Source organism: Nocardioides bizhenqiangii, from assembly GCF_034661235.1.
Classification (GTDB): Bacteria; Actinomycetota; Actinomycetes; order Propionibacteriales; family Nocardioidaceae; genus Nocardioides; species Nocardioides bizhenqiangii.
In genome coordinates, this window is sequence record NZ_CP141059.1 from 4,076,415 (window position 1) to 4,099,269 (window position 22,855).

Genomic DNA, 22,855 nt, shown 5'->3' on the forward strand with positions numbered 1-22,855 from the left:
GCGCGGGTTGGGTTGGTGGCTTGTCGCCTGGGTGGGTGTGGCGGGCGGTTCGGTGGCTTCCGGTGCGGGACGAGACCCCGAGCGGGCTGCAAACCGTGGCCTGCCGGCCTGGATGTGACACGGGCTGGATGTCCCCTGGCATGGGAAAGGGTGGATGCCGTTCCTGCGACAGGGCAGACGAAGAGAGGCCGGCAGGCCCCGACTTGCCCGCCCGGGGTCCCGCCCCGCACCGGCCACCGCACCGCCCGCCACTCCCACGGCTCAGTGGCGTTCGGGGTGGATGGGTTTCCCTGTGTCGGACGGCCGCTCGTGTGGGCGAGGACGACCGAACCCCGTGGTGGGTCCGTCCCTCCCAAGGCGCCGACCCGGATGACATGGGTGAACCTCATCCACCCCGCCCCTCGAGCCGTGGGGGTGGCGGGCGCGGCCGACTTCGTGCGATGCGGGGCGTGGGGCCCGGCGGGCAAGTCGGGGCCTGCCGGCTTGTGCTGATCGCCCCTGTCGCAGGAACCTCATCCGGCTTTCCCATGTCAGGGGCCATCCGGCCCGATGGGTGGGTCAGGCCGGCAGGCCACGGTTTGCAGCCCGTCGGGGCCCATGCCCCGCACCGCCTCCAACCGGCCACGCCCGCCACACCCACCCAGGCGATAACCCACCAACCCAGCCCGCGCGCAGCGCGGAATCCCCGGCGCGAAGCGCCGGGCGCCCGCAGGCCGAGCTAGTGCATCTCGCCGAGGTCCTCGTGCTCCTGGTGCGACAAGGGCTCGACCTGGAACGTCGTGTGTCGGACGTCGAAGTGGGTGGCGACACAGTCGCCGAGGGCATCGAGCACAGCGCCCACCCCCTGCTCCTCGAGGATCTCGTCGCGCACCGTCACGTGGGCCGAAAGGCTGATCATGCCGCTGGTGATGGTCCAGGCGTGGAGGTCGTGCACGCCCACGACGCCGGGCGCGTGCGTCAGGTGGTGCACGACGTCGTCCAGGTCGAGCTCGGCCGGAGCGATCTCCAGCAGCACCCGTCCTGCGTCTCGGATCAGCAGCACCGCTCGCGGCAGGATCATGGCCGCGATCACGAGCGAGGCGACCGGGTCGGCGTGCTGCCAGTCGGCGACCCAGATCGCGACGCCGGCCGCGATCGCGAGCACCGATCCCACCAGGTCGGCGAGCACCTCGTTGATCGCGCCCCGCAGGTTCAGCGAGGACCGGTCGCCGCCGCGGAGCAGGGCCAGGGACGCGGCGTTGGCGAGCAGACCGACGACGGCGAACCCGACCAGCCCCGCACCGTCCACGTCGGGTGGGTCGGACAGCCGCGCCACGCCCGCCCAGGCCAGGTAGCCGCAGACACCGAGCAGCACGACGGCATTGACCAGCGCGGCCATGACCTCGACCCGGTGGTAGCCGAACGTCGACCGGGCCCCACCGGGCCGGGCCGCGACGTACGACGCTCCCAGGGCGAGCACGACGGCTCCGGCGTCGGTCGCCATGTGCCCCGCGTCGGCGAGCAGCGCCAGCGAACCCGTGATCCACGCACCGACGACCTCGACCACGAGCACCGTGCCGGTGACGACCAGGACCCAGCGCAGGCGCCTGCGATCGGCCGCCCGCGCTGCGGAGTGCCCGTGACCGTGCCCGACGCCCATCCCCCGGACGCTACGACGTCAGACCAGGAGGAAGAAGTTGACCAGCCAGGTGGTGCCGTCGTCGCTCGGGACCAGGGTCCAGGTGGCGGTGTAGGTTGTGCCGCTGGTGTCGGTCGAGTCCGAGACGGTTGCGACGGCGGTGACGGTGCCGTCGCCGTTGTCGACCGGCTCGGTCGCGAAGTCGTACTCGACGCTGGACATGTCCTGGTTGCCTGCGTCGCGCTGGCAGGCACGCTGGCTGCCGTACTCGGTCGAGAACCACTCCGGCGTCGACAGCCCCTCGACCGCGAGGCAGTTGCCCTCGGCGAGCGAGTTCAGGTAGGCCTGCGCCGTGATCGTCGGATCCTCCGTCGGCAGGCCACCGGTGTCCGTCGTCGGCGGGGTCGTGACGTCCGGGGTCACGTCCGTCGTGACGTCCGTGGTGACGTCCGTCGTCGGCGGCGTGCTCGTGACGGTCTGGGTGACCTTCGGCCGGTCAGCGTCGTCGTCGCCGTCGTCGTCGGTCAGGAGGCCGACCGGCCAGACCAGCACCGCGATGAGCACGAGGACCAGCAGCAGGACGCCGCCGAGGATGCCGAGGATCAGCCCGATCTTCTTGCCGCCCCCGCCACCGGTCGGCGGCGCACCGAAGGGCGGCGGCCCCGGCGGCGGGAATCCTCCGCCCGGAGCGCCGTACGGCTGCTGGGGCGGCGGCTGCTGCGGGTAGCCCGGAGGTGCCGGCTGCTGCGGGGGGGCGTTGCCGGGCGCGACCTGGGTGGGAGGTAGGTCGCCGGGCTGGCCGGGCTGGCCGGGGTACTGGTTGCTCACGAAGGAAGGTTAGGGCCAGCCGAGGTCGGCCGTGGCCGATTTCGCTGCGAACCGTCCTCAGGGATGACCGGCGTCCGGGGGTCGCCCCAGCAGCAGCGAGCTGACGAACAGCACGACGCCGACCACGAGCCCGCCGACCGCGGCGGCCAGCGCGGTGCTGTCCAGGCTGGCGACGACGACTTCGACCACCAGCCGGGCCAGGTCCTGTCTCTCGGACTCGACCTGGTCGACCACGGCATCGGTGGTCGGGGACGTGAGCAACATGACCAGGGCGCCGCCGATCGCGACGCCGAGCGCGCACGCGGCGCCGGCCCTCAGCCGGCCCCGGACCCCACGAGCGACGACGACCGCGACGGCCACCAGGCCGACCCACAGCAGCGGGACCCACCACGCCAGGCCTTCGAGGACCTGGTAGGCGCCCCGGGCCTGCTCGAGCCTCGACTCCGGCACGACCGGCACCATGACGGACTGGGACGGCAGGCTGACATCGACAGGGAACCGTTCGACGAAGTCCGCGAACACGTCGTCGAGCAGCGGGCCGACGTCGATGTGGACCCAGCCGTCGGCCACCACGCCCTGGCGTTCGTGGACGATCGCGAGGAACTCCCGGTGTGCCGTGGCGTTCGCCTTCCGCCAGAACTCCGGGAAGCCGTCGTTCTCGACGACCGCCTGTGCTGATGCCAGCACGACCGCGTCGAGGGAGTCAGGCAGCAGCGCCGCCGGCACCCTCCTCTCGATCGTGCGCACCGCGGCGTTCGCGACCTCCACGGCGAGGGCGTCGCGCAGCTCCGGATCCTCCGCGAGCGGCGCGACCGTGTCGACGTACGCCGGGGTGCTGTCGACGCGCAGCGACAACCAGGTCGCCGTGATCCCGATCGGGACCAGCACCGTGGCGAGGACGACCGCGAACGCGGCCAGCCCGAGACGGGCGGTCAGCGGATCACTCCTCGTCGCTGTAATAGGGGTCGTCGACCTTCCAGTCGCCGTCCTCCTTCACCAGCTTGAACGTGCCGGTGCTCGTCTCCTCGGTCTCGCCATCGAGCTGTCCGTCGATGATGTCGTCGTTGTCACCGGTGTACTCGTACTTGATCTCCCAGTCCACGATCGCCTCGTCGTCACCCTTCTCCTCGACGTCCTTGATCTCGACGTCACGGTCGATGTCGCCGATGAAGTCGTCGTACGACTGGTCGTACTCGTTCTCGAACTCCTCCTCGAACTCCTCGTCCTCCTTCTCGCGGTCCTCGGCGTACTCGTCGCAGTCGTCGGCGTCCCCGAGATTGCTCTCCCGGTAGTCCTCGGAGAGGAGCTCGCACTCCTTCCCGTAGTCCTCCTCGAAGACAGCGTCGAGGTAGTCCTCGGTGACGTCCTCAGGTCCACCACCGAGCACGATGTTGAACAGCACGACGACCAGAATCACGACGAGGATCAGCGCGCCGACCGCACCGCCGATGATGGCGAACAGCTTGCCCCTGCCGCCACCGGAGCCGCCGCCGGTGGTGGAGGCGCCGAACGGCTGCTGGCCGTAGCCCGGCTGGCCGGTCGGCTGTCCGAAGCTGCCGGTGCCGCCGGCGGGCGCGCCGTACACGCCCTGCTGCGGCTGCTGGGGCTGCTGGGGAGCAGCAGGCTGGCCGGGCTGGCCGCCCGGGTAGCTGGACGCGCGGTTCGGCGCGACCTGCGTCGGCAGGTCAGGGCCGGGGACGCCCGGCGACGCCGGGGCCGGCGGGGCCGCCGGCGCGCCGCCCGCGGGAGGCTGGGTGTGCTCGGTCCACTTGCTGCCGTCCCACCACCGCTGGCCACCCTGGCCGTCGGGGTACCACCCGGGAGGGGTCGAAGGCTGGTTCGGGTCGGACATCGCGCGCTCCTGGAGGTCTGGGGGCGGCCCGCAGGATCAGCGGGCGGCAATGCCCGGAATCATTGCATGTCCGGGCAGCCGTCAACCGCGTGCGTGGCGACGACGTCGAGCTTTCAGTTGGCCTTGCTGATGAGGAACACGACGACGACGAACACGATGAGGGCGATCGCGGTGAGGAGACCCATCAGCAAGCCGATGGTGCGCTTCTTGCTCGGCGGCGGGGGCGGCAGCGCCGGTCCGTAGGAACCGCCGGACGGCGCCGGCACGTGGCCGGGAGCCCCGCCCTGGAGGTACGCCGGCGGCGCCTGGCCGGCGGCCGGCTGCGGCGGGTAGCCCTGCGGAGGCCCGGCCGGGTAGCCCGGCTGCGGCGGGTAGCCCTGGGGAGCTTGCTGACCCGGATAGGGCTGCGGCTGACCGGGCTGGGGCGGCGGGGCACCATACGGGGGCTGGCTCATGGCACCAGCCTGTTGAGCGGAGCAGGATCTGTCCACCGATTCGCCGGATTTCCTCCCGACGACGGAGGTTCCGGGTTATCCGGTGGGGGTGATGAAGTCGGAGAGGAACGTCTCGAAGTAGGACTCGAGCTCCTCCGGATCGGTCGGGAAGCCGCTCGGGAAGTCCGTGGGGAAGTCACTGAGATCCGTCGGGAAGTCACTGAGGTCCGTCGGCAGGTCGGTGAGGTCCGTCGGCACCGAGGGCGTCGCCTCGGTCACGACGTCGCTCGGGGCCTCCGCCACCTCGAACGAGTCGATCTTCCATTCCTCGTCCTCGACGACCAACCCGATCGGGAACTCCTCGCTGAACCCCTCGGCGGTCACCTCGAACGGCACGGTGGCCGTCTCGGCCTCCTCGTCGATGGTCGCCTCCCCCACGACGTACTCGAACTCCTCGTCCGTCATGAAGTCTTCCTCGTCTTCGCAGTTCGCCTCCTCCTCGGCGATCAGCTTCTCGCTGAGGAGAGCGAGTGCCGCCTCGCAGTCGCCGTCCTTGACCGCCTGCACGTACTCCTCGACCACATCCTCGGGCGTGGTGTCGGGCAGCGAGCTGTCGTCGCCGCCGTTGTCACTGCCCGAGTCGTCGTCGCTGTCGCGGAGGAAGATCGCCCACGAGCCGACGGCCAGGATCGCGATCAGCACGATCGCACCGACCACCGCCAAGATGATCAGCAGGCCCTTGCTGCCGCCGCTGGACGGCGGCGGCGGGTAGCCACCCGGACCACCCGGTCCGGGACCACCCGGGAACGACGGTTGGGGCACGGCGCCGTACGGCGATCCGGGTGCGGCTCCGGGCGGACCGGACGGCGGACCAGCGGGCGGCTGCCCACCCCAACCCGGCTGCTGCGGGAATGCCTGGGTCGGCGACGGCGAACCCGGCTGCACCTGGGTCGGCTCGGAGCCGGCCGCTGCGGAGCCGGCGGGTCCGGACCCGGGCTGGACGTGGTCGGTCCAGGACGCGCCGTCGAACCAGCGCATCGTGCCGTTCTGGTCGGGGTACCAGCCGGGCTGGCTGGGGGACTCTCCGGGCACCGGGGCTCCTTGAAACGTGGGGTGGGTGGCCTAACCGTAGCCACCCCGGACGGGGGGCGCGATCAGGCGGGCGGCGTGGTGCGCAGCAGAGCAACCAGCCGGTCGGTCGCCTCCGGCTCGCCGACACTGATCCGCAGCCCTTCGCCGGCGAAGGGCCGGACCGCGAGCCCGGCGTCCCCGAACGTCGCGGCCAGATCGGCGGTCCGCTCGCCGAGGTCGAACCAGACGAAGTTCCCCTGCGGCTCGGGGACGGTCCAGCCCGCGTCGGTGATCCCGGCGACCAGCCGGTCGCGCTCCTCCACCAGGGCGTCGACCCGGGCCATCAGGTCTTCCTCGTGCGCCAGGGACGCCACCGCGGCGGCCTGGGCGACCGACGAGACTCCGAACGGCAGCGCGACGGCACGCAGCGCGCCAGCCACCTCGGGTGTCGCGACGGCGTACCCGACCCTCAGCCCGGCCAGGCCGTAGGCCTTGGAGAACGTGCGCAGCAGCACCACGTTGGGGTGGCCGCGGAGCAGCGCGAGCCCGTCGACCGGGTCCGCCATCCGCACGAACTCGAGGTAGGCCTCGTCGACGACGACGAGCACGTCGTCGGGCACCCCGGCGACGAACGTCGCCACCTCGGCGTGGCCGAGCGCCGGGCCGGTCGGGTTGTTGGGCGTGCAGAGGAGGACGGCGCGGGTCCGGTCGGTGATCGCCGCCGCCATCGCGGACAGGTCGTGGCGGCCGTCGGCGGTGACGGGCACCTTCACGCCGGTCGCGCCGGCGGCCGTGATCGCGATCGGGTAGGCCTCGAACGAGCGCCACGCGTGCACGACCTCGTCACCGATGCCGCAGTACGCCGACAGCAGGTGGTAGATCAGCGCCACCGAGCCGGTGCCGGCAGCCAGCTCGTCGGTGCCGACTCCGAGCCTGGTCGCCAGCGCGTCGTAGAGCGCGACGCACCCCATGTCGGGGTAGCGGTTCATCGCCTCGGCCGCCTGCTGGGCGGTCGCCAGCACGCCGGGCAGCGGCGGGTAGGGGTTCTCGTTGGACGAGAGCTTGAACGTCGTCAGGCCCGGCTGCGGCACCGCCGGCTTGCCCGGGACGTACGGCGGGATGTCCCGCACATGAGGCAGCGGTTCGACCATGTCAGCGACCCTACGGCCTGCCTGCCCGACGGCGTCGTCAAGCCGCCGGGTTCTCCCGCTCCGAGGGCGGCGCGACCACCCGGCCGCCGGTCACCGGCACCAGCTCACGCCCGAGCGTGATGTCGAGCGGGTTGGTCAGGCAGCGCACCGAGCCGCCACCGAGGTGGAACTCCGACACGTCGACCAGCACGACCTCGAAGCCCCACGCCTCCAGCTGCGCGCGCACGCGGGGCGGGCAGGCCGGCATCACGACGGTGCGGCCGACGACGACCGAGTTGGCGCACAGCGTGCTGATCGCCTCCTCCTCGGTGATCACCAGTGGCTCCGGCACCAGCGAGAGCAGCAGGTCGGCCGACGCGGGCTCGAGCGCCTCGGGGCAGACGATCGCGCGGCCCTCGTCGAGCGGGCAGAAGGCGAGGTCGAGGTGGTACATCGCCGGGTGCGTGATCCGCACGCCGCGCACGGTGACGCCGAGGTCGGCCGCGAGGTGCTTGAGCGCCAGCTCGTCCGTGCGCGGGCCGATGCCGACGACCAGGTCGCCGCGGAACGGGAAGGCGTCGCCGGCCTCGAAGTGCGCGCCGACCCCCTCGCGCCCGACGTACGACGCCGCGAACCCGTTGGTCTCGAACCACCGCTGCGCGCTCGGCGTCTCGTTGCGGCGCTGCGGGAAGCGCATGTGGGACAGCACGACCGAGCGGCGACCGGCGCCCTGCCACTCCGGACGGAGGAGGACGAGCCCGAGGTTCATCGCAAAGACCATGTCCGGGCTGTCGAGACGACCCGGGATGATGTCGACCGTCGAGCCCGCCGCTCGCAGGGTGTCGACGAGCTGCTGCCACTGTGCGGTGGCCCGCTGGGGATCGGGCTGGACGGCAGGGTCCATGAACGGGTTGATGGCGTACTCGACCCGAAACTGCGACGGCTCGACCATCGCGTAGTGGCGACCCCAACCCAGCGTCATTCCAGCTCCCCTCGTCGACCTTGGATTGTCAGACAATCTGACAATGAGACAGCATACAGGTCAGGGGCGGGTGCGCGACAATGGCGATATGCCGACCGCCCAGCCCCAGTTCGACTCCCTCAGCGTCGAGCACGCCTCCACCGTCGAGCGGGTGACCGCCGAGCTGCGCCGGGCGGTCTTCGAGGGCGAGGTCGAGAGCGGCACCCCCCTGCGCGAGCTGGCCCTCGCGGAGTCGCTCGGCGTCTCCCGCCCGACCGTGCGCGAGGCCCTGATGGCGCTGGTCGCCGAGGGCCTCGCGACCCGCGAGCCGAACCGCGGGGTGAGCGTGGCGACGCCGCGGGCGGAGTCGGTACGCGACGTGTGCGCGGCCCGGTGGGTGCTGGAGGGTGCGGGCCTGCGCGCGTGGCCGACTGCGGGCGACGACGCGCGCAAGCGGGTCCGCCAGACGCTCGAGGCCTACACCAGCGCGGTGCGGAGCGGGAAGGCGTCGTACGAGGAGCTCAACGAGCGGCACCTCGCGTTCCACGTCTCCCTGGTCGAGCTCACCGGCAGCCCGCGCCTGGTCCAGATGGCCGAGAGCCTGATGGACGAGCTGAAGCTGGCGCTCGCCCAGGTCGACCGGGTGCGCCGCAACGCCCACGACCAGGCCGAGTCCCACGAACCGCTCGTCCGGTTCCTCGAGGACGACGACCTCGACGGCGCCTACGAGTTCCTGCGCCGCCACATCGACGACGCGGCCGACGAGATCGTCGAGGCCCTCGCGCTGCGTTGAATTGGCCCGAGCCGGCCGGCGGTTGGCGCGGTCGGTAGTCGCGACCGCTGCTGGCAGACTCGACGCATGGTTGCCTTCCTCGCCCGCTGGGCGATCACCAGCATCGCCCTCGCCCTCGCAGCTCAGGTGATGGACGACATCTGGTTCACCGGCCCGGACAGCGGCCAGGGCGAGCTCGAGGAGAAGCTGCTCCCGCTGCTCGGGGTGGCGCTGATCCTGAGCCTGGTGACCGCCTTCGTGAAGCCGGTCCTCGTGCTCCTCTCGCTGCCGTTCATCCTGCTCACGCTCGGGCTGTTCCTCCTCGTCGTCAACGCGCTGGTGCTGATGCTCACCGGCTGGATCGCCGACCAGTTCGACGTCGGCTTCCACGTCGACGGCTTCTGGCCTGCTGTCGGCGGCGCGATCATCATCAGCATCACCACCTGGATCCTCGACGCGATCGTGGGCGTCGAGGACAAGGACAGGTAGGACGGGTGGTGCCGGCTCTTCCGCCGCCCAGGACGCCGGGGCGGTACCGGATCGCGCTCGTGTGCCTCGGCAACATCTGCCGCTCCCCCATGGCCGACGTGGTCCTGACCGAACGGGTCGCGGCAGCCGGGCTCGCCGACAAGGTGAGCGTGGTCAGCTCCGGGACCGGCGACTGGCACGTCGGCCACCCGATGGACCGGCGGGCGGCGGCCCTCCTGACCAGCGAGGGGTACGACGCCTCCGCCCACCGCGCCCAGCAGGTCGCGCCGTCGTGGCTGACCGCCCACGACCTCCTGCTCGCCATGGACCACCAGAACGTCCGCGACCTCCACGCGCTCGCGGACGGCGACGTCGACCCCGACCGGGTCCGCCTCTTCGGCGACTTCGACCCCGTCGAGCCAGGCGCCGAGGTGCCCGACCCTTACTACGGCGGCGACGACGGCTTCCACGACGTGCTGGCGATGATCGAGCGGACCGCCGACGCCCTGGTCGATGCGCTGGTCCTCGACTACCGCTGACCGACCACCCGCACGACCACCGTGTGGTCACCGCCGGTGACGTCATCGACGTACACCCGCTCGCCGGTGCGACGCAACGGATGCCCGAACTCCTTGTCCGCACTGCTGTTGAAGACCACCTCGCCGTCGAGCAGGACGACCACCTTCTCGCCCTCCAGCGGGACGCCGATCGAGCCTTCGGTGCCCTCAGGCGCAGAGAAGTCCAGGCGCAGCACGCGCCCCTCGTCGACCCAGGAGACGTCGATCGGCCCGGCGGCGGTGACCAGACGTCCCTCGGCGTGCTCGAGACCGGCGAGATGCGGGTCGACCTCCCACGTCGCGCCGCCATCGGCCTGCTCGATCCCGAGCACCTGCTCGGTGAGCGCCCGCGTCGGGCCGGTCGACCAGCCGTGGGCGTAGGACTGGTAGGAGCTGACGATCTCACCCGACTCCCGGAGCGACTCCCAGAACGTGCTCTGCGGGCCCTGCGGCTGCTCGAGCATCCAGCCCCACTGCCGCTCCATGAGGTCGACCGCCGCACGCTGTGCCTCCGGGTCTCCCGCGGCCAGCTGCGCCTGCACCTCGAAGGACCCGAAGAGGAGCTGCAGGTCGTCGTCACGCTCGGGCGTCCGGGCCCCACGCTCGACCCAGTTGTGGTCCCGGAGGTAAACCATCGCCCGGTCCGCGCGCTGCTCGTCGAGCAGACCCCACCACACGGCCAGCGAGTTCGCGCTCTGCGGGTGGACGTCCGACCGGTGCGGGTACCACCGGAGGGCGCCTGCCTCCTCGTCCCAGAGGTGCCGGTCGATCGCGCCGGCGACCCGCACGGCCTCGGCCTCGAGGTCGGCCGCAAGTCCGGCGTCGGCGTCGGCAGCAAGGCGGGCGCCGGTCGTCAGCAGCCGCCAGTAGAGGACGTTGGCCATCGACTCCTCACCGTCGGGGATCCGTGACTCGTGGGTCGTGTCGTTGGTCTGGTCGATGTAGAGGAGGTCGCGTCCGCCGACCTTGGCACGGATGTAGTCGAGGCCGGCCAGGTAGTGCGGCCATACCTCCTGCAGCCAGGCGAGGTCCGCGGTGTTGGCGTACTGCTCGGCCGTGGCCAGCAACGTCCACAGGTGATAGGTGTCGGACCGGTAGAAGCTGAGCTCCGGGCCGGCGTACGGAAGCTCGCCGGAGTCCTTCTGGTGCGCGTACGCCGTCATGATCGAGTTGCGGACCGAGACGGTGTCTCCGGTGGACACGAACGCCGTGCCCTGCGAGATGCCGAGGTCGCCCGGCCATACAGTCCGGTCCCGCTTCGCCCCGTCGACGAGGATCGACTCCCCGACACCGGTGGTGGCGGAGTTGTCCCACAGCGCGGCGGGCGCCGGCCAGCTCCGGCCGGTCGTCGGCTCGATCGTGGTCAGCTGCGTGGTGTACGCGCCGGCGTACCAGATGCGGTTCAGCAGGTCGGAGGACGAGTAGAAGTGGTTCGGGTAGGCCCGGAGGTCCTCCATCAGCGGCGCGGCCGTGTAGTCGACGAGGACGTCGTCGACAGCGACGGAGGCCTGGTCGTCCACGAACAAAGTCACGTAGCGGAACGCGCCCCGCAGCAGCGCGGGCGGCGCCGTCCACGTCTCTCCGGCGACCGCGTCCACCCACACCGTCCCGTCGCGCCCGCGCGGGCCGCCTGTCGAGGCTTCCGACTGCCTCTCGACGTACCGGGCGGTCTCCGAGAACGCGACGCCCACGCGAGCCGGCGAGCCGGTCACCTCGCCGAACGAGAGGTTCAGGATGCCGCCGATGTTGATGCCGAAGTCGAGGGTGACCTGCGACCCCTTGCCGAGAACCATGGATCCCTCGCCCCACGCGCCCTCGGGGTTCGACACCGGACCGGCGGCGGCGTGGACGCGCTCCGCACGCACATCGCGCGAGTCGGGCGCGAGGATGTACTTCTCCCACGGTCGGTCGGCGGCACCCTCCGGCTGGGACGAGAGGGCAGCGGGGGTGGGGCTCAGCGCCAGCGCGGGCACGGCGAGAGCGGCGAGACCGAGGCCGATCAACTGGCGGGTCCGCGGGCGGCGGGTCGACGACATACAGGCTCCTGAGACACGAGATTGAAAGGTTTCAGTGGACCGTAGCCGTGATCACCGTCACGCGGAACAGTCCTGACCGGAACCGGCCATCCGCCCGCGACGCGGTGTGCCACCGCCAGTTCCCCGGCACTCCGCCGCTGCGGTCGGCTGCCCACCTCGATTTGGGGTAACTACTTGGATGTCCTACTATTTTCTAGGACGTCCAACTAGTTGAGGTGACATGGTCCGCACACCCCTGCACAAGCCGCACCACCCGATCCGGCTGGTGACCGCATCGAGCCTGTTCGACGGGCACGACGCGGCGATCAACATCATGCGCCGGATCTTCCAGGCCCAGGGCTGCGAGGTGATCCACCTCGGCCACAACCGCTCGGTCGCCGAGATCGTCGAGGCGGCGGTCGAGGAGGACGTGCAGGGCGTGGCGGTGTCGTCCTACCAGGGCGGCCACGTCGAGTACTTCGAGTACCTCGTCGAGCAGCTCCGCAGCCGGGGGGCCGGTCACATCAAGGTCGTCGGTGGTGGCGGCGGCGTGATCGTGCACGACGAGATCGAGCGGCTGCGCGCGTCGGGCGTCACGATCTTCTCCCCCGAGGACGGCCAGCGGATGGGCCTGCCCGGGATGATCAACTCCGTCGTACGCGACTGCGACCACGACCTGTGGTCACTCCGGAGCGCGAGCGCCGACGAGCTGCTCTCCGGTCACCGCCCCGCGCTGTCCCGGATGATCACCGGCATCGAGACCGGCGCGGTCGGCGACGACGCGCTCGCCCGGATCCGGGAAGCCGCGGCCGCCCGGCCGGTCCCCGTGCTCGGCATCACGGGCACCGGCGGCAGCGGCAAGAGCTCGCTCACCGACGAGCTGGTGCGGCGGCTGCGGATGGACCAGCACGACAAGGTGCGGGTCGCAGTACTCGCTGTCGACCCGACCCGCCGCAAGGGCGGCGGTGCTCTGCTCGGCGACCGGATCCGGATGAACAGCCTCGACCTCGACGGACCCGGGCTGGACCGCGACCGCGTCTTCTTCCGCAGCCTCGCGACCCGTGGCGCGCACGAGCTGCCCGGCCACCTCGCCGACGTCATCGCGACCACCCAGGCCGCCGGTTTCGACCTGGTGATCGTCGAGACGCCGGGCATCGGCCAGGGCGACGCGGCGGTCGTCCCGTTCGTCGACACCAGCCTCTACGTCATGACGCCGGAGTACGGCGCCGCTTCCCAGCTCGAGAAGATCGACATGCTCGACTTCGCCGACGCCGTGGCGATCAACAAGTTCGAACGACGCGGCGCCAAGGACGCGCTGCGGGAGGTCGCCCGCCAGCTGGTGCGCAACCGCGAGGCGTTCGGACAGCGCCCCGAGGACATGCCGGTGTTCGGCACCTCGGCCGCGACCTTCGACGACGACGGCGTGACGGCGCTCTACCAGTTCCTGCGCGGGCAGCTGACCGACCACGGCCTCGCGATCGACGAGGGCCAGCTGGCGCCCGTCGAGGGCAAGGTCTCGACCCGGATCCAGCAGGTCCTGCCGGCCGACCGGGTCCGCTACCTCGCCGAGATCACCGAGATCGTCCGCGGCTACCACGCGGAGACCGAGGAGCTGGTCCTCGCCGCCCGTCGGGCACAGCGGTTCACCGAAGTGGCGGCCGAGGTTCCCGAGGTCAAGGAACTCGCGCAGCAAGCGTCTCGAGACCTCCCCGACGACCTGCGCACGCAGCTCGAGGAGTGGCCCTCCGTCGTCGAGCGCTACGCGGAGGACGCCGGCCGCGAGTCGCTGTCGTCCACGCGGATCCCCCGCGTCGCCCTGCCCCGGTTCGAGGACCACGGCGAGCTGGTGCGGTTCCGGCGCCGCGAGAACCTGCCGGGCCACTTCCCCTTCACCGGCGGCGTCTTCCCCTTCAAGCGCGACAACGAGGACCCGGCTCGGATGTTCGCCGGCGAGGGCGACCCGTTCCGCACCAACCGCCGCTTCAAGCTGCTCTCCGAGGGTCAGCCGGCGACCCGACTGTCGACCGCTTTCGACTCCGTGACGCTCTACGGGCGCGACCCGGCCGAGCGGCCCGACATCTACGGCAAGGTCGGCACCTCCGGCGTCAGCGTGGCGACGCTCGACGACATGAAGGTCCTCTACGACGGCTTCGAACTCACGTCGCCGACGACGTCGGTGTCGATGACCATCAACGGACCAGCGCCGACGGTCCTCGCGTTCTTCCTGAACACGGTCATCGACCAGGCCCGTGACAAGGGCATGGACCCGGCCGAGGCGCTGCGGGTCGTGCGCGGCACGGTGCAGGCCGACATCCTCAAGGAGGACCAGGGTCAGAACACCTGCCTGTTCTCCACCGAGTTCTCGCTGCGGTGCATGGCCGACATCCAGGAGTGGTTCATCGAGCACGGCGTACGGAACTTCTACTCCGTCTCGATCTCCGGCTACCACATCGCCGAGGCCGGGGCCAACCCGATCAGCCAGCTCGCGTTCACGCTCGCCAACGGCTTCACCTACGTCGAGTCCTACCTCGCCCGCGGCATGGACATCGACGACTTCGCGCCCAACCTGTCCTTCTTCTTCTCCAACGGCATGGACCCGGAGTACACGGTGATCGGCCGCGTCGCCCGCCGGATCTGGGCGGTCGCGATGAAGGAGCGGTACGGCGCCAACGAGCGCTCGCAGAAGCTGAAGTACCACGTGCAGACCTCGGGCCGGTCCCTGCACGCGCAGGAGATGGCGTTCAACGACATCCGCACCACCCTCCAGGCGCTGTGCGCGATCTACGACAACGCCAACTCGTTGCACACCAACGCCTACGACGAAGCCGTCACGACCCCGACCGACGAGTCCGTCCGCCGTGCCCTGGCGATCCAGATGATCATCAACCGCGAGTGGGGCCTCGCCATGAACGAGAACCCCCTCCAGGGCTCGTTCGTCGTCGACCAGCTGACCGACCTGGTAGAGGAGGCGGTGCTCGCCGAGTTCGAGCGGATCTCGGAGCGCGGTGGCGTGCTCGGCGCGATGGAGACCGGCTACCAACGCGGCCGGATCCAGGACGAGTCGATGCTCTACGAGCACCGCAAGCACGACGGCTCCTTGCCGATCATCGGCGTCAACACGTTCCGGTCGCCGGCCGCCGACGCGGAGGGAACGCCCGATCACGTCGAGCTCGCCCGCGCGACCGACGACGAGAAGCGCTCCCAGCTCGAGCGGGTCGAGGCCTTCCGCGCCGCGCACGCCGACGAGGCGGAGGCGGCGATCGCCCGGCTCAAGGAGGCCGCGACGAGCGGCGAGAACATCTTCGCCGTCCTCATGGACGCCGCCCGCGTCTGCTCGCTCGGCCAGGTCACCGAGGCGTTCTTCGAGGTGGGCGGGCAGTACCGCAGGAACGTCTAGGGCACGTCTCCTTATCCGGCGGCGTCGCGAGCGGCGTTTCCGGCCGATCTGGCAAGGCGGCGGAGCGAAGTCGTGCTCGTCCGCCCATCGAGCGACGCCAACGCAGCCAGATCGAGGCGGAAACGTCGCGTAGCAGGCGCGGGATAAGGAGACGTGCCCTAGTCGTCCTGCCGAGGAAACGGTGGTGTGCAGTCGCGCGGGAACCGCTGGAAGTAGTCCTGATCCCCCGGTCCCATCGCCCAGAACACCGTGGCCTCGCTGATCTTGGTCACCGTCCTGCCGGGCCAGTGGTCCGACGCGTCGACGTCGCGGAGCATGTCCTTGGCCGCTCTCTGCTGGTCCGGCGTGGTGCAGAAGACTTCGGAGCGGTACTGCGAACCGACGATGCCTTCATCGAGGTCGGGCCGGTGAACCTGGAAGAACACCTCCAGCAGTCCTCTGTACGAGATACGCGCGGGATCGAAGGTGACTTCGACGACCTCGGCATGCCCGACGTTGTTCTCCTCGGTCGGGTCGTCGTTCTTGCCACCCATGAATCCAGCCCGGGTGGAGATCACTCCTTCGGGGTGACGCAGAAGCTGCTGCATCACCCACGCACAGCCTCCAGCGAGAACCGCGGTTTCGACGCCCTCGACCATCGTTCTCTCCCTCCGTCGCAGGGCAACAAGGACACTACGCCGAGCCGGCGCAAGTTTGCAGCCGTCCGCCGTCGACCCGGCTCTTGTCGACGAAGGCCGTCCGCGCCAAGGCCTCAGCGTGGTTCCCGGTACGTCCGCGTCATGCCGTCAGGGTCGACCTGCTCGCCTCGGTGCGCATGAGCCCCGATACTCAGGTCTCATGCGGATCGGCGTGGTGGGTGCGGGACTGGCGGGCCTGGCCTGCGCGTGGAGGATGCACCGCGCGGGCCATGAGGTGATCGTGCTCGAGGCGCGCGACCGGGTCGGTGGCCGGACCTGGTCGCCGACGCTCCCCAACGGCGTCGTCGTCGAGCGCGGCGGCGAGTGGATCGACGCCGACCAGCACACGATCCGGAGGGTCTGCGCCGAGCTCGAGCTGCCCCTGGCGCCGCACGGCGTGCGCTTCCACCGGCGACGGGTCACCGGCGACGTGCTGACCCTCGCCGACCTCGAACGCACCCTGGAGACCGTCGCGGAGCAGATCCCCGAGGAGGACACGACCGTCGAAGCGGCGTTCGAGGCCGGGATCGGGGAGGGGTACGCCGGCGACCCGACGTTCCTCCGGATCGCGACGTCGACCGCGGGCAGACCGGGCACCGCCAGCGCCCGCGTCCAGGTCGCGCGGGCGGCGGGCGCCCGGCTCGACGCGGCTGCCCGCGTGGTCGGCGGCAACCAGCGGATCGCGTCGGCGCTGGCGTCCGCGCTCGGCGACCGGGTGCGGCTGACCACACCGGTGACCGGCATTGCCGTCGACGACGGGCACGTGGTCCTCTCGACCGAGCGTGAGTCGCTGGTGGTCGGGCGCGCGGTGATCGCCGTACCGCTGCCGCTGCTGGACGACCTCGCGTGGGAGCCGGGATTCCCCGCCGCGTGGCAGGAGGGGCTGACCGGCCTGGCGACCGGGACCGCGGTCAAGCTGTCGGTGCCGACGACCAACCGCGCGCGGCCCGACGGCGTCCAGCACCCGACGCACGCGTGGTGGGCGTGGAACTCGCTCGACCCGGCCGGTGACGCGGGAGTCCGGGCGGTGTCGTGCTTCGCCGGCGGACCGGTCGCGCGCGACCTGCTGGAGGTCGCCGACGGCCCCGACACCTGGGTCCGCCATCTCACGGCGCTGCGGCCGGACCTCGACCTCGTCGGCGGCGAGGCCCTGCTCACCGACTGGGAGACCGACCCGTGGTCGCGCGGCGGCTACTCCTACGTGCTCGCCGGCCGTCCGCCCGAAGCCGCCGCGCCGCTCCAGCGACCGGCCGGCCCGCTGGTCCTCGCCGGCGAGCACACCGCGGGTCCCTACTCGGGGACGATGGAAGGCGCGATCCGCAGCGGCCTCCGTGCAGCGCGCACGATCACCGGCTGACGGCGTCCTCGCTCGCCCGCTCCATGACGGCGTCGACGAGCTCGAGGAAGACGGGCTTCCAGCGCGCCAGGTCGAACACGAGGGAGGCATGGCCTCCCGGCGCCACCCGGGTGATCGCACCGGGGATCCGACCGGCCAGCTGCCACTGCCGCTCCGTCGGGATCGCGTGGTCGCGGGCGGTGACCAGGATCCCGGTCGGCACTGCGACGCCGCCGATCCAGCTGGTCGCGTCGAACCGGCCGAGCTCGGCCATCACGACCGGGAGCGACCACAGGCTGGTCGCCCGGAGCTCGGCCATGCACCACGCACGGAGCCCCGCCTCGGGGGCGTCCTCCGCGAGCGGCGGCAAGGTGTCGGCGTGCGCCTGCACCTTGTCGGCCGCCACCGACAGCAGGCCGTAGTTGGCGACCCGCAGCATCAGGAAGAAGACTCGCTCTCCCAGGTGCCCCTGCCAGCGGGCGGAGGTCGAGCAGAGCACCAGACCGGCGACCCGCTCGGGGTGCCGGTGCCACAGGACCTGCGCGCTCGCGCCACCCATCGAGTAGCCGACGACGACCGCCCGCTCGATGCCCAGCGCGTCGAGGACCGCGACCGCGTCGTCGGCGCAGTCGTCGAGCGTGAAGTTCTCCGACCGGATGCCCCGCCCGTGCCACCGCTGGTCGAACGTCACCACCCGGTAGCGCTGCCGCAGGTCCTCCAGCACCGAGAACCAGGTGAGCGGCCCGGTGGTCGCGATCCCGTGCATGAGCAGCAGGATCGGGGCGTCCGGCGTCGGTCCGGCCAGGTCGAGGACGTGGGTCGTCCCGCGGCCGGGCAGGTCGACCGCGCGTCCCGGCGGTGGCACCGGTACGTCGGGCGTCGCCCCGTCGGCGAGCCCGCGCAGTCCTCGCACGAGTGCCCGGCCGCCGACGCGCGCGCCAGCACGACCGGCCCGGGCGGAGTGGTGGCCGATGGTCCGGTAGGTCATGCGGTCTCCTGGTCTCCGGCGTCGTCCTGCTCGTCGACCCGCTCGTCGACCCGCTCGTCGACGGAGTCGGCTGCCGCTCCCGGCTCGGGCTCGCCGAGCAGCTCCGCCACCGCCGCGGGGATGAACGACGCCAGCACCTCGACGTCCGGCAGCAGGTCGGGGCAGGCGAGCAGCGAGAAGTTCATCCGGTCGACGTACGACCAGACGGTGATGTTGAGCCCGATGCCTTCGGTCAGCGGCCCGACGCTGAAGACGTCGGCCAGCTGTGCGCCCGCGACCTTCACCCGCTCGCGCGGCCCCGGCACGTTGGAGACGATCGCGTTGAAGGCGGACGCGTGGAACCGTGCGCCCCGCAGCCGTGAGTAGGCACGCACCGCGGCGGCGAACGGCGCCGGCGGGGCGAACTGCGACCACTCCATCAGCGCTGCGCCGAGCCGCTGGGAGATCGCCTTGGCATGCCGGGTCGTGGTCGAGATCGCCTGCAGCCGTTCGGCGGGGTCCTCGACGTCCGTCGCCAGGGTGGTGAACAGGTTCGACACGTTGTTGCCGATCAGGCGGGGCTCCGTGTCCGTCGCGTCGAGTCCCACCGGGACACCCGCGGTCAGGGAGGTGCGCGGGTGCTCGTCGTGGAGCGCGAGCCACCGCCGGAGCGCGCCCGACGCCACCGCGAGCACCACGTCGTTGAGGGTCAGCCCCTCGATGTCGGCGTGCGTGCTGCGCACCCGCTTGAGGTCGGCGAGCGGGACGGTCGCGGTCGCGAAGCTGCGCTTCGGCGTGAGCGGCCCGTTGAAGGAGGTCCGGGGGGCGTCCTTGACCGGCAGCGGGACCTTGGCGTCCATCTCTCTGCGGTAGCGCGCGACCTCCGCGAGCCGCCGGACGGTGCTGGCGATCAGGGTCGGGAACTCACGCAGCTGGCTGGCGGCGTCCCGGAGCGCGTGCCGGACGAGCAGGCTGCTGCTGGGGTCGTCGACACCCTCGTGCGCCTCGGTCCGCACCGACGTCCGCATGTCCGTGGAGCTGACGTCCATGACGTTGGCCAGCATCGCGTTGGCGGCGAGACCGTCGGCCATGGCGTGATGGATCTTCCCGACGATCGCCACCTTTCCGTCGGCGAGACCCTCGCAGAGGTGCAGCTCCCAGAGCGGCACGCTCCGGTCGAGCGGGGTGCTGCAGATCTCGCCGATCAGGCGCTCGAGGTCGCGCATCGTGCCCGCGCCGCCGATGTGGTGGCGGAAGAAGTGCCGACGCGGGTCGATCTCCCGCTGGGTCACCAGGACAGGGTGGTGGAGCGCGAAGGGGACGGGTACGACGCGCCGGCGCATCGGGGGCAGCAGCCGCAGCCGCTCCGTCATCATCTCGATCAGCCGGTCGAAGGTGTTGTCCGTCGACGGCTCGAGGACGGCGATCTTGAGCGTGTGCATGTGCATCGACGGGGTCTCCATGTAGAGGAACCCCGCGTCGCCACCGGTCATCCGGCTGATCGAGCGCGTCATTTCGGCTCTGGTAGGTCGCGCGCGACCACCTTGCCGGACGCGTTGCGCGGCAGCTCGTCGAGGAGGACGACGTCGCGCGGCACCTTGTAGCCGGCGAGCCGAGCCTTCACGTGGGCACGCACCCGGTCGGCATCGACCGCTTCCGGCTCGGCCGGTACGACGTACGCCGCCAGCCGCTGTCCGTACTTCTCGTCGTCGACGCCGACGACCACGACCTCGCGCACCTCGGACAGCTCGCCGATCGCGCGCTCGACCTCGACCGGGTAGACGTTCTCGCCGCCGGACACGATCATGTCGTCGTCGCGCCCGACGACGTAGAGCCGTCCCTCGGCGTCCATCCGGCCGACGTCGCCGGACACCATGAAGCCGTCGAGCGAGTCCTTGCTGTCGCCGGCCGTGTAGCCGTCGAACTCCGAGGCGCCCCGCAGCACGATCCGGCCGACCTCGCCGACCGGGACCTCGTTGCCGTCGTCGTCGACCAGCTTCACGGTGGTGCCGGTGACCGGGCGGCCGGCAGTGTCCGGTGCGTGCCGCAGGTCGGCCGGCGAGGCGACGCTGATCTGGCCGGCCTCGGTTGCGTTGTAGCTGTTGTAGACCTTGTCGCCGAACCGGTCCATGAAGGCGATCACGGCCTCGCCGCGCATCCGCGACCCGCTCGCGGTCACGAACCGGACGGTGTCGAGCGCGTAGCGGTCGAGCACGTCCGCGGGGAGCTCCATGATCCGCTCGAGCATCACCGGCACCAGCGCGATGCCGGTGGCCCGGTGCTGGTCCGCCAGCGCGAGTGTCGCCTCGGGGTCGAACCTCCGGCGGAGCACGATCGTGCACGCCATCGTCGCCCCGATCACGAGCTGCCCGAAGCCCCACGCGTGGAAGATCGGCGCGGCGACGACGACCGTCTCCTCTGCGTGCCAGGGGATCCGCTCGAGCATCGCCGCCAGCTCCTCCGGACCGCCACCGCTGCGGGTGGCGCCCTTGGGCGTGCCGGTCGTGCCCGACGTCAGGATTACGACGCGCCCGGGGCGACTGGGCGGCGGCCGCTCGCCACGATGGGCGTCGATCAGCTGCTCCGCGATCAGCTGCTCCGCGGTCGGCTGCTCGCGCGTCGCGACCTCGTCGTCCACCCAGCCGAGCACCCCGGTCAGGCCGGGGATCCGCTCACGGGCGTCGGCGACGAGCCCGGCGAACTCCTCGTCGTAGACGATCAGCGACGCCTGCTCGCGCTCGAGCACGTCCGCGAGCTGCGGCCCGGAGAAGCCGGTGTTGAGCAGCAGGCCGGGGACTCCGAGTCGGCCGGCGGCGAGGAACGCGTCGACGAAGCCGCGGTGGTTGCGGCAGAGGATGGCGACCGATGTCGGCTGCCCGCCGCTCAACTGGGCGAGCCCGACGGCCAGCGCGTCGGCGCGGTCCTGGATCTGCTGCCACGTCAACGACCCGCGATCGTCGACGAGGCCGGTGGCGTCCGGTCGGCGGTTGGCGGCGAGGGCGAAGCCGGTGGTGGCGTGCGGTCCGTAACGGCGGAGGACCCGCGTCATCCCGACGTACCGGTCAGGACGCATCGGACCGATCATCCTGCTCCGGAGCAGGTGACCGGTCGCCCACAGCTGCGTGCGCAGCCGACCTCGGTTGTTCATGGCGTGGTCATCCCAGCACCGGGAACCTGCGCTCGCGAGCCAGCCCGTCCAGCGCCTCCTGCATCCGGGCGCGCACCGCCTCGTCGACCTCGGCGATGTCGGGATCAGGCCCGAACTCCGTCTCGATGTAGATCGGGTCGAGCACCTGGGTGACGATCTTGGTCGGCAGCGGGATGTTCCCCGCGCCAGCGGGCGTCAGGCCGAACGGGAAGCCGAACGTCAGCGGCAGCAGGTCGGTGCGCATCACCTTCCGCAGTGGCGAGAGCCGTCCGAGCCACTCTCCGCGGGTGAGGTGGAACTGCGCCTCCTGCCCCCCGATCGACACGACCGGCACGATCGGGACGCCGGCTTCGAGCGCGGTCCGGACGTAGCCCTTGCGACCTTGGAAGTCGATCACGTTGGCCTTGAGCGTGGGACGGAAGGTGTCGTAGTCGCCGCCGGGGAACACGATCGTGACCGCTCCCGACGCCAGCACCTCACCGGCGCTCGCCCGGTCCGCCGGCACGAACCCGAACTTGCGGAAGAAGGGGCCGGCCATGCCGGTGAACAGTATGTCGTGCGCCAGGCAGTAGAGCGGGCGGTCCGCACCGAACGTGTCGGCGAACGCCACGGCGATGATCGGCACGTCCATCGCCAACAGACCGCCCGAGTGGTTGCCGACCATCAGCGCGCCGCCCTCGGGCACGCGGTCGATGTCCCTCACTTCGGATCGGAAGTAGCCCTTCATCGCCAGCTTGAGGAAGGGCAGGGCCTTGGCGATGTACGCCGGGTCGCGGTGGGCGAGCAGGTCCGCGCTCACGGTTTCACCCACTTCCGTGCCAGCGCCCGGCGCCAGGAGAACTCCTGCCAGTCCTCGGGGTCCTGGCACAACCGGTCGACGACGACGTCGAGGACCAGGGGGTTGGCGACCATGCCGACGTGACTGCTCGGGACCACGACGTTCTCGGCGGGCGGGGTGGTCGCGAGGTCGACCACGCAACCGCGCCACGGCACGATCCCGTCGCTCTTGGAGAAGACCGCCGTGCACGGCACGGGCACCGGACCGCGCAGCAGGTCGACCATCGGCCGGGCCCGGTTGGAGAGCCCGTGCTTGCGACGGGACCGCTCGAACATTGCGGTCGCCCGCGTCCGCTCGCCCTCGGCGCGCCACGGCGAGCCCAGGCACACGACCTGGCGGACGTCTCCCGGGTAGGAGTGCGCGAGCCAGCGGGCGAGGACGCCGCCGAAGCTCCAGCCCACGACGCTGACCGGCTCGTCGTACTGCTTGCGGAGCGCTTCGAAGCGGTCGACCAGCCCGTCGATCAGCGGGTCCGTCAGGCCCATGTTCGCGCCCTGGCTCCACCCGTGCACGCGGAAGTCGTGGCGCCTCAGGTGGCTGCGCAACCGTCCGGTCATGACGTCGGTCGCGTGGAACCCCGGGATCACCAGCACCGGCCGACCGTCCCCGCTCGGCCGGCGGGGTGCCACCAGGTCGATCGCGTGGGAGGCCACGAGCTCGCCGGCCAGCCGCGGTGCCTCGAGCAGCAACAGGGCACGGTGCGGCCCGCCGCCGGCGGGGTTGGCGGCGCTGCCGGTCTTGTCGCCCTCGAAGTCGTACACGCGATCACTCCAGGATCTAGAACAC

Annotated in this window: 20 protein-coding genes; 5 read left to right on the top strand and 15 right to left on the bottom strand. The window is 71.3% G+C overall.

What is annotated here, in order from left to right:
* Nucleotides 1-718 precede the first annotated feature (718 nt).
* From SHK19_RS19855 to SHK19_RS19890, 8 genes are all read right to left on the bottom strand, one after another.
* Complete coding sequence (locus tag SHK19_RS19855; protein ID WP_322454676.1) at nucleotides 719-1,639, bottom strand: cation diffusion facilitator family transporter; 921 nt, start codon at nucleotides 1,637-1,639, stop codon at nucleotides 719-721.
* 18 nt (nucleotides 1,640-1,657) lie between these two features.
* Nucleotides 1,658-2,446 (bottom strand): hypothetical protein, encoded by a 789-nt coding sequence (locus tag SHK19_RS19860; RefSeq protein WP_322937250.1) that lies wholly within the window; start codon nucleotides 2,444-2,446, stop codon nucleotides 1,658-1,660.
* A 57-nt stretch (nucleotides 2,447-2,503) separates the two neighbouring features.
* On the bottom strand, nucleotides 2,504-3,334 hold the full coding sequence (locus tag SHK19_RS19865; protein ID WP_322937251.1) for a hypothetical protein: 831 nt from the start codon (nucleotides 3,332-3,334) through the stop codon (nucleotides 2,504-2,506).
* A 52-nt stretch (nucleotides 3,335-3,386) separates the two neighbouring features.
* On the bottom strand, nucleotides 3,387-4,298 hold the full coding sequence (locus SHK19_RS19870; RefSeq protein ID WP_322937252.1) for a DUF2510 domain-containing protein: 912 nt from the start codon (nucleotides 4,296-4,298) through the stop codon (nucleotides 3,387-3,389).
* Nucleotides 4,299-4,411: 113 nt separating this feature from the next.
* Entirely contained in the window at nucleotides 4,412-4,753 is a 342-nt protein-coding gene (locus SHK19_RS19875) for a hypothetical protein (protein ID WP_322454672.1), read from the bottom strand.
* A 75-nt stretch (nucleotides 4,754-4,828) separates the two neighbouring features.
* A complete protein-coding gene (locus SHK19_RS19880; RefSeq protein ID WP_322454671.1) occupies nucleotides 4,829-5,824 on the bottom strand; it encodes a DUF2510 domain-containing protein in 996 nt (331 codons plus the stop codon).
* 62 nt (nucleotides 5,825-5,886) lie between these two features.
* Nucleotides 5,887-6,954 (bottom strand): histidinol-phosphate transaminase, encoded by a 1,068-nt coding sequence (hisC, locus tag SHK19_RS19885; RefSeq protein ID WP_322454670.1) that lies wholly within the window; start codon nucleotides 6,952-6,954, stop codon nucleotides 5,887-5,889.
* A gap of 37 nt (nucleotides 6,955-6,991) precedes the next feature.
* Nucleotides 6,992-7,915, bottom strand: a complete 924-nt coding sequence (locus SHK19_RS19890) for a dimethylarginine dimethylaminohydrolase family protein (protein ID WP_322937253.1) — start codon at nucleotides 7,913-7,915, stop codon at nucleotides 6,992-6,994.
* A gap of 88 nt (nucleotides 7,916-8,003) precedes the next feature.
* Between SHK19_RS19890 and SHK19_RS19895 the strand changes: the two genes are divergently transcribed.
* From SHK19_RS19895 to SHK19_RS19905, 3 genes are all read left to right on the top strand, one after another.
* Entirely contained in the window at nucleotides 8,004-8,687 is a 684-nt protein-coding gene (locus tag SHK19_RS19895; RefSeq protein WP_322454668.1) for a GntR family transcriptional regulator, read from the top strand.
* 66 nt (nucleotides 8,688-8,753) lie between these two features.
* Entirely contained in the window at nucleotides 8,754-9,155 is a 402-nt protein-coding gene (locus SHK19_RS19900) for a phage holin family protein (protein WP_322937254.1), read from the top strand.
* 8 nt (nucleotides 9,156-9,163) lie between these two features.
* A complete protein-coding gene (locus SHK19_RS19905; RefSeq protein ID WP_322937255.1) occupies nucleotides 9,164-9,673 on the top strand; it encodes a low molecular weight protein-tyrosine-phosphatase in 510 nt (169 codons plus the stop codon).
* Here SHK19_RS19905 and SHK19_RS19910 read toward each other — a convergent pair.
* Nucleotides 9,664-11,727, bottom strand: a complete 2,064-nt coding sequence (locus SHK19_RS19910; RefSeq protein ID WP_322454665.1) for an alpha-L-rhamnosidase-related protein — start codon at nucleotides 11,725-11,727, stop codon at nucleotides 9,664-9,666. The genes SHK19_RS19905 and SHK19_RS19910 overlap by 10 nt on opposite strands.
* 220 nt (nucleotides 11,728-11,947) lie before the next feature.
* Between SHK19_RS19910 and icmF the strand changes: the two genes are divergently transcribed.
* Nucleotides 11,948-15,103: a fused isobutyryl-CoA mutase/GTPase IcmF gene (icmF, locus tag SHK19_RS19915; protein WP_322454664.1), complete on the top strand. Its 3,156-nt coding sequence runs from the start codon at nucleotides 11,948-11,950 to the stop codon at nucleotides 15,101-15,103.
* A 158-nt stretch (nucleotides 15,104-15,261) separates the two neighbouring features.
* Here the strand turns inward: icmF and SHK19_RS19920 are convergent, their stop codons facing one another.
* Nucleotides 15,262-15,741 (bottom strand): peptide-methionine (S)-S-oxide reductase, encoded by a 480-nt coding sequence (locus SHK19_RS19920; protein ID WP_322937256.1) that lies wholly within the window; start codon nucleotides 15,739-15,741, stop codon nucleotides 15,262-15,264.
* A gap of 199 nt (nucleotides 15,742-15,940) precedes the next feature.
* On the opposite strand from SHK19_RS19920, the gene SHK19_RS19925 reads away from it, so the two are divergent.
* Nucleotides 15,941-17,137 (top strand): flavin monoamine oxidase family protein, encoded by a 1,197-nt coding sequence (locus SHK19_RS19925; protein ID WP_322454662.1) that lies wholly within the window; start codon nucleotides 15,941-15,943, stop codon nucleotides 17,135-17,137.
* Here the strand turns inward: SHK19_RS19925 and SHK19_RS19930 are convergent.
* From SHK19_RS19930 to SHK19_RS19950, 5 genes are read right to left on the bottom strand one after another with little or no spacing between them, the layout of a single operon-like run.
* Nucleotides 17,127-18,104, bottom strand: coding sequence for an alpha/beta fold hydrolase (locus tag SHK19_RS19930; RefSeq protein ID WP_322454661.1), 978 nt, complete (start codon nucleotides 18,102-18,104; stop codon nucleotides 17,127-17,129). The two genes, SHK19_RS19925 and SHK19_RS19930, sit on opposite strands and share 11 nt — an antisense overlap.
* On the bottom strand, nucleotides 18,101-19,597 hold the full coding sequence (locus SHK19_RS19935; protein ID WP_322937257.1) for a WS/DGAT/MGAT family O-acyltransferase: 1,497 nt from the start codon (nucleotides 19,595-19,597) through the stop codon (nucleotides 18,101-18,103). Before SHK19_RS19935 ends, SHK19_RS19930 begins: the two co-directional genes overlap by 4 nt.
* Nucleotides 19,594-21,231 carry an AMP-binding protein gene (locus SHK19_RS19940; protein ID WP_322937258.1) on the bottom strand — a complete coding sequence of 546 codons (1,638 nt, stop codon included), beginning with the start codon at nucleotides 21,229-21,231 and terminating at the stop codon, nucleotides 19,594-19,596. The genes SHK19_RS19935 and SHK19_RS19940 overlap by 4 nt, the downstream gene beginning before the upstream one ends.
* 7 nt (nucleotides 21,232-21,238) lie before the next feature.
* The gene (locus tag SHK19_RS19945) at nucleotides 21,239-22,030 is read right to left on the bottom strand and encodes a lysophospholipid acyltransferase family protein (RefSeq protein ID WP_322937259.1); all 792 of its coding nucleotides are present in this window, start codon (nucleotides 22,028-22,030) and stop codon (nucleotides 21,239-21,241) included.
* Complete coding sequence (locus tag SHK19_RS19950; RefSeq protein ID WP_322937260.1) at nucleotides 22,027-22,830, bottom strand: esterase/lipase family protein; 804 nt, start codon at nucleotides 22,828-22,830, stop codon at nucleotides 22,027-22,029. Before SHK19_RS19950 ends, SHK19_RS19945 begins: the two co-directional genes overlap by 4 nt.
* Between the last annotated feature and the right edge of the window lie 25 nt (nucleotides 22,831-22,855).

Bases quoted from the DNA above. Each gene is read 5' to 3' on its own strand.
- icmF (WP_322454664.1), top strand. From the start codon at position 11,948: ATGGTCCGCACACCCCTGCACAAGCCGCACCACCCGATCCGGCTGGTG.
- SHK19_RS19930 (WP_322454661.1), bottom strand. From the start codon at position 18,104: ATGACCTACCGGACCATCGGCCACCACTCCGCCCGGGCCGGTCGTGCT.
- SHK19_RS19920 (WP_322937256.1), bottom strand. From the start codon at position 15,741: ATGGTCGAGGGCGTCGAAACCGCGGTTCTCGCTGGAGGCTGTGCGTGG.
- SHK19_RS19895 (WP_322454668.1), top strand. From the start codon at position 8,004: ATGCCGACCGCCCAGCCCCAGTTCGACTCCCTCAGCGTCGAGCACGCC.
- SHK19_RS19940 (WP_322937258.1), bottom strand. From the start codon at position 21,231: ATGAACAACCGAGGTCGGCTGCGCACGCAGCTGTGGGCGACCGGTCAC.
- SHK19_RS19875 (WP_322454672.1), bottom strand. From the start codon at position 4,753: ATGAGCCAGCCCCCGTATGGTGCCCCGCCGCCCCAGCCCGGTCAGCCG.
- SHK19_RS19870 (WP_322937252.1), bottom strand. From the start codon at position 4,298: ATGTCCGACCCGAACCAGCCTTCGACCCCTCCCGGGTGGTACCCCGAC.
- SHK19_RS19910 (WP_322454665.1), bottom strand. From the start codon at position 11,727: ATGTCGTCGACCCGCCGCCCGCGGACCCGCCAGTTGATCGGCCTCGGT.
- SHK19_RS19890 (WP_322937253.1), bottom strand. From the start codon at position 7,915: ATGACGCTGGGTTGGGGTCGCCACTACGCGATGGTCGAGCCGTCGCAG.
- SHK19_RS19925 (WP_322454662.1), top strand. From the start codon at position 15,941: ATGCGGATCGGCGTGGTGGGTGCGGGACTGGCGGGCCTGGCCTGCGCG.
- SHK19_RS19900 (WP_322937254.1), top strand. From the start codon at position 8,754: ATGGTTGCCTTCCTCGCCCGCTGGGCGATCACCAGCATCGCCCTCGCC.
- SHK19_RS19935 (WP_322937257.1), bottom strand. From the start codon at position 19,597: ATGACGCGCTCGATCAGCCGGATGACCGGTGGCGACGCGGGGTTCCTC.
- hisC (WP_322454670.1), bottom strand. From the start codon at position 6,954: ATGGTCGAACCGCTGCCTCATGTGCGGGACATCCCGCCGTACGTCCCG.
- SHK19_RS19855 (WP_322454676.1), bottom strand. From the start codon at position 1,639: ATGGGCGTCGGGCACGGTCACGGGCACTCCGCAGCGCGGGCGGCCGAT.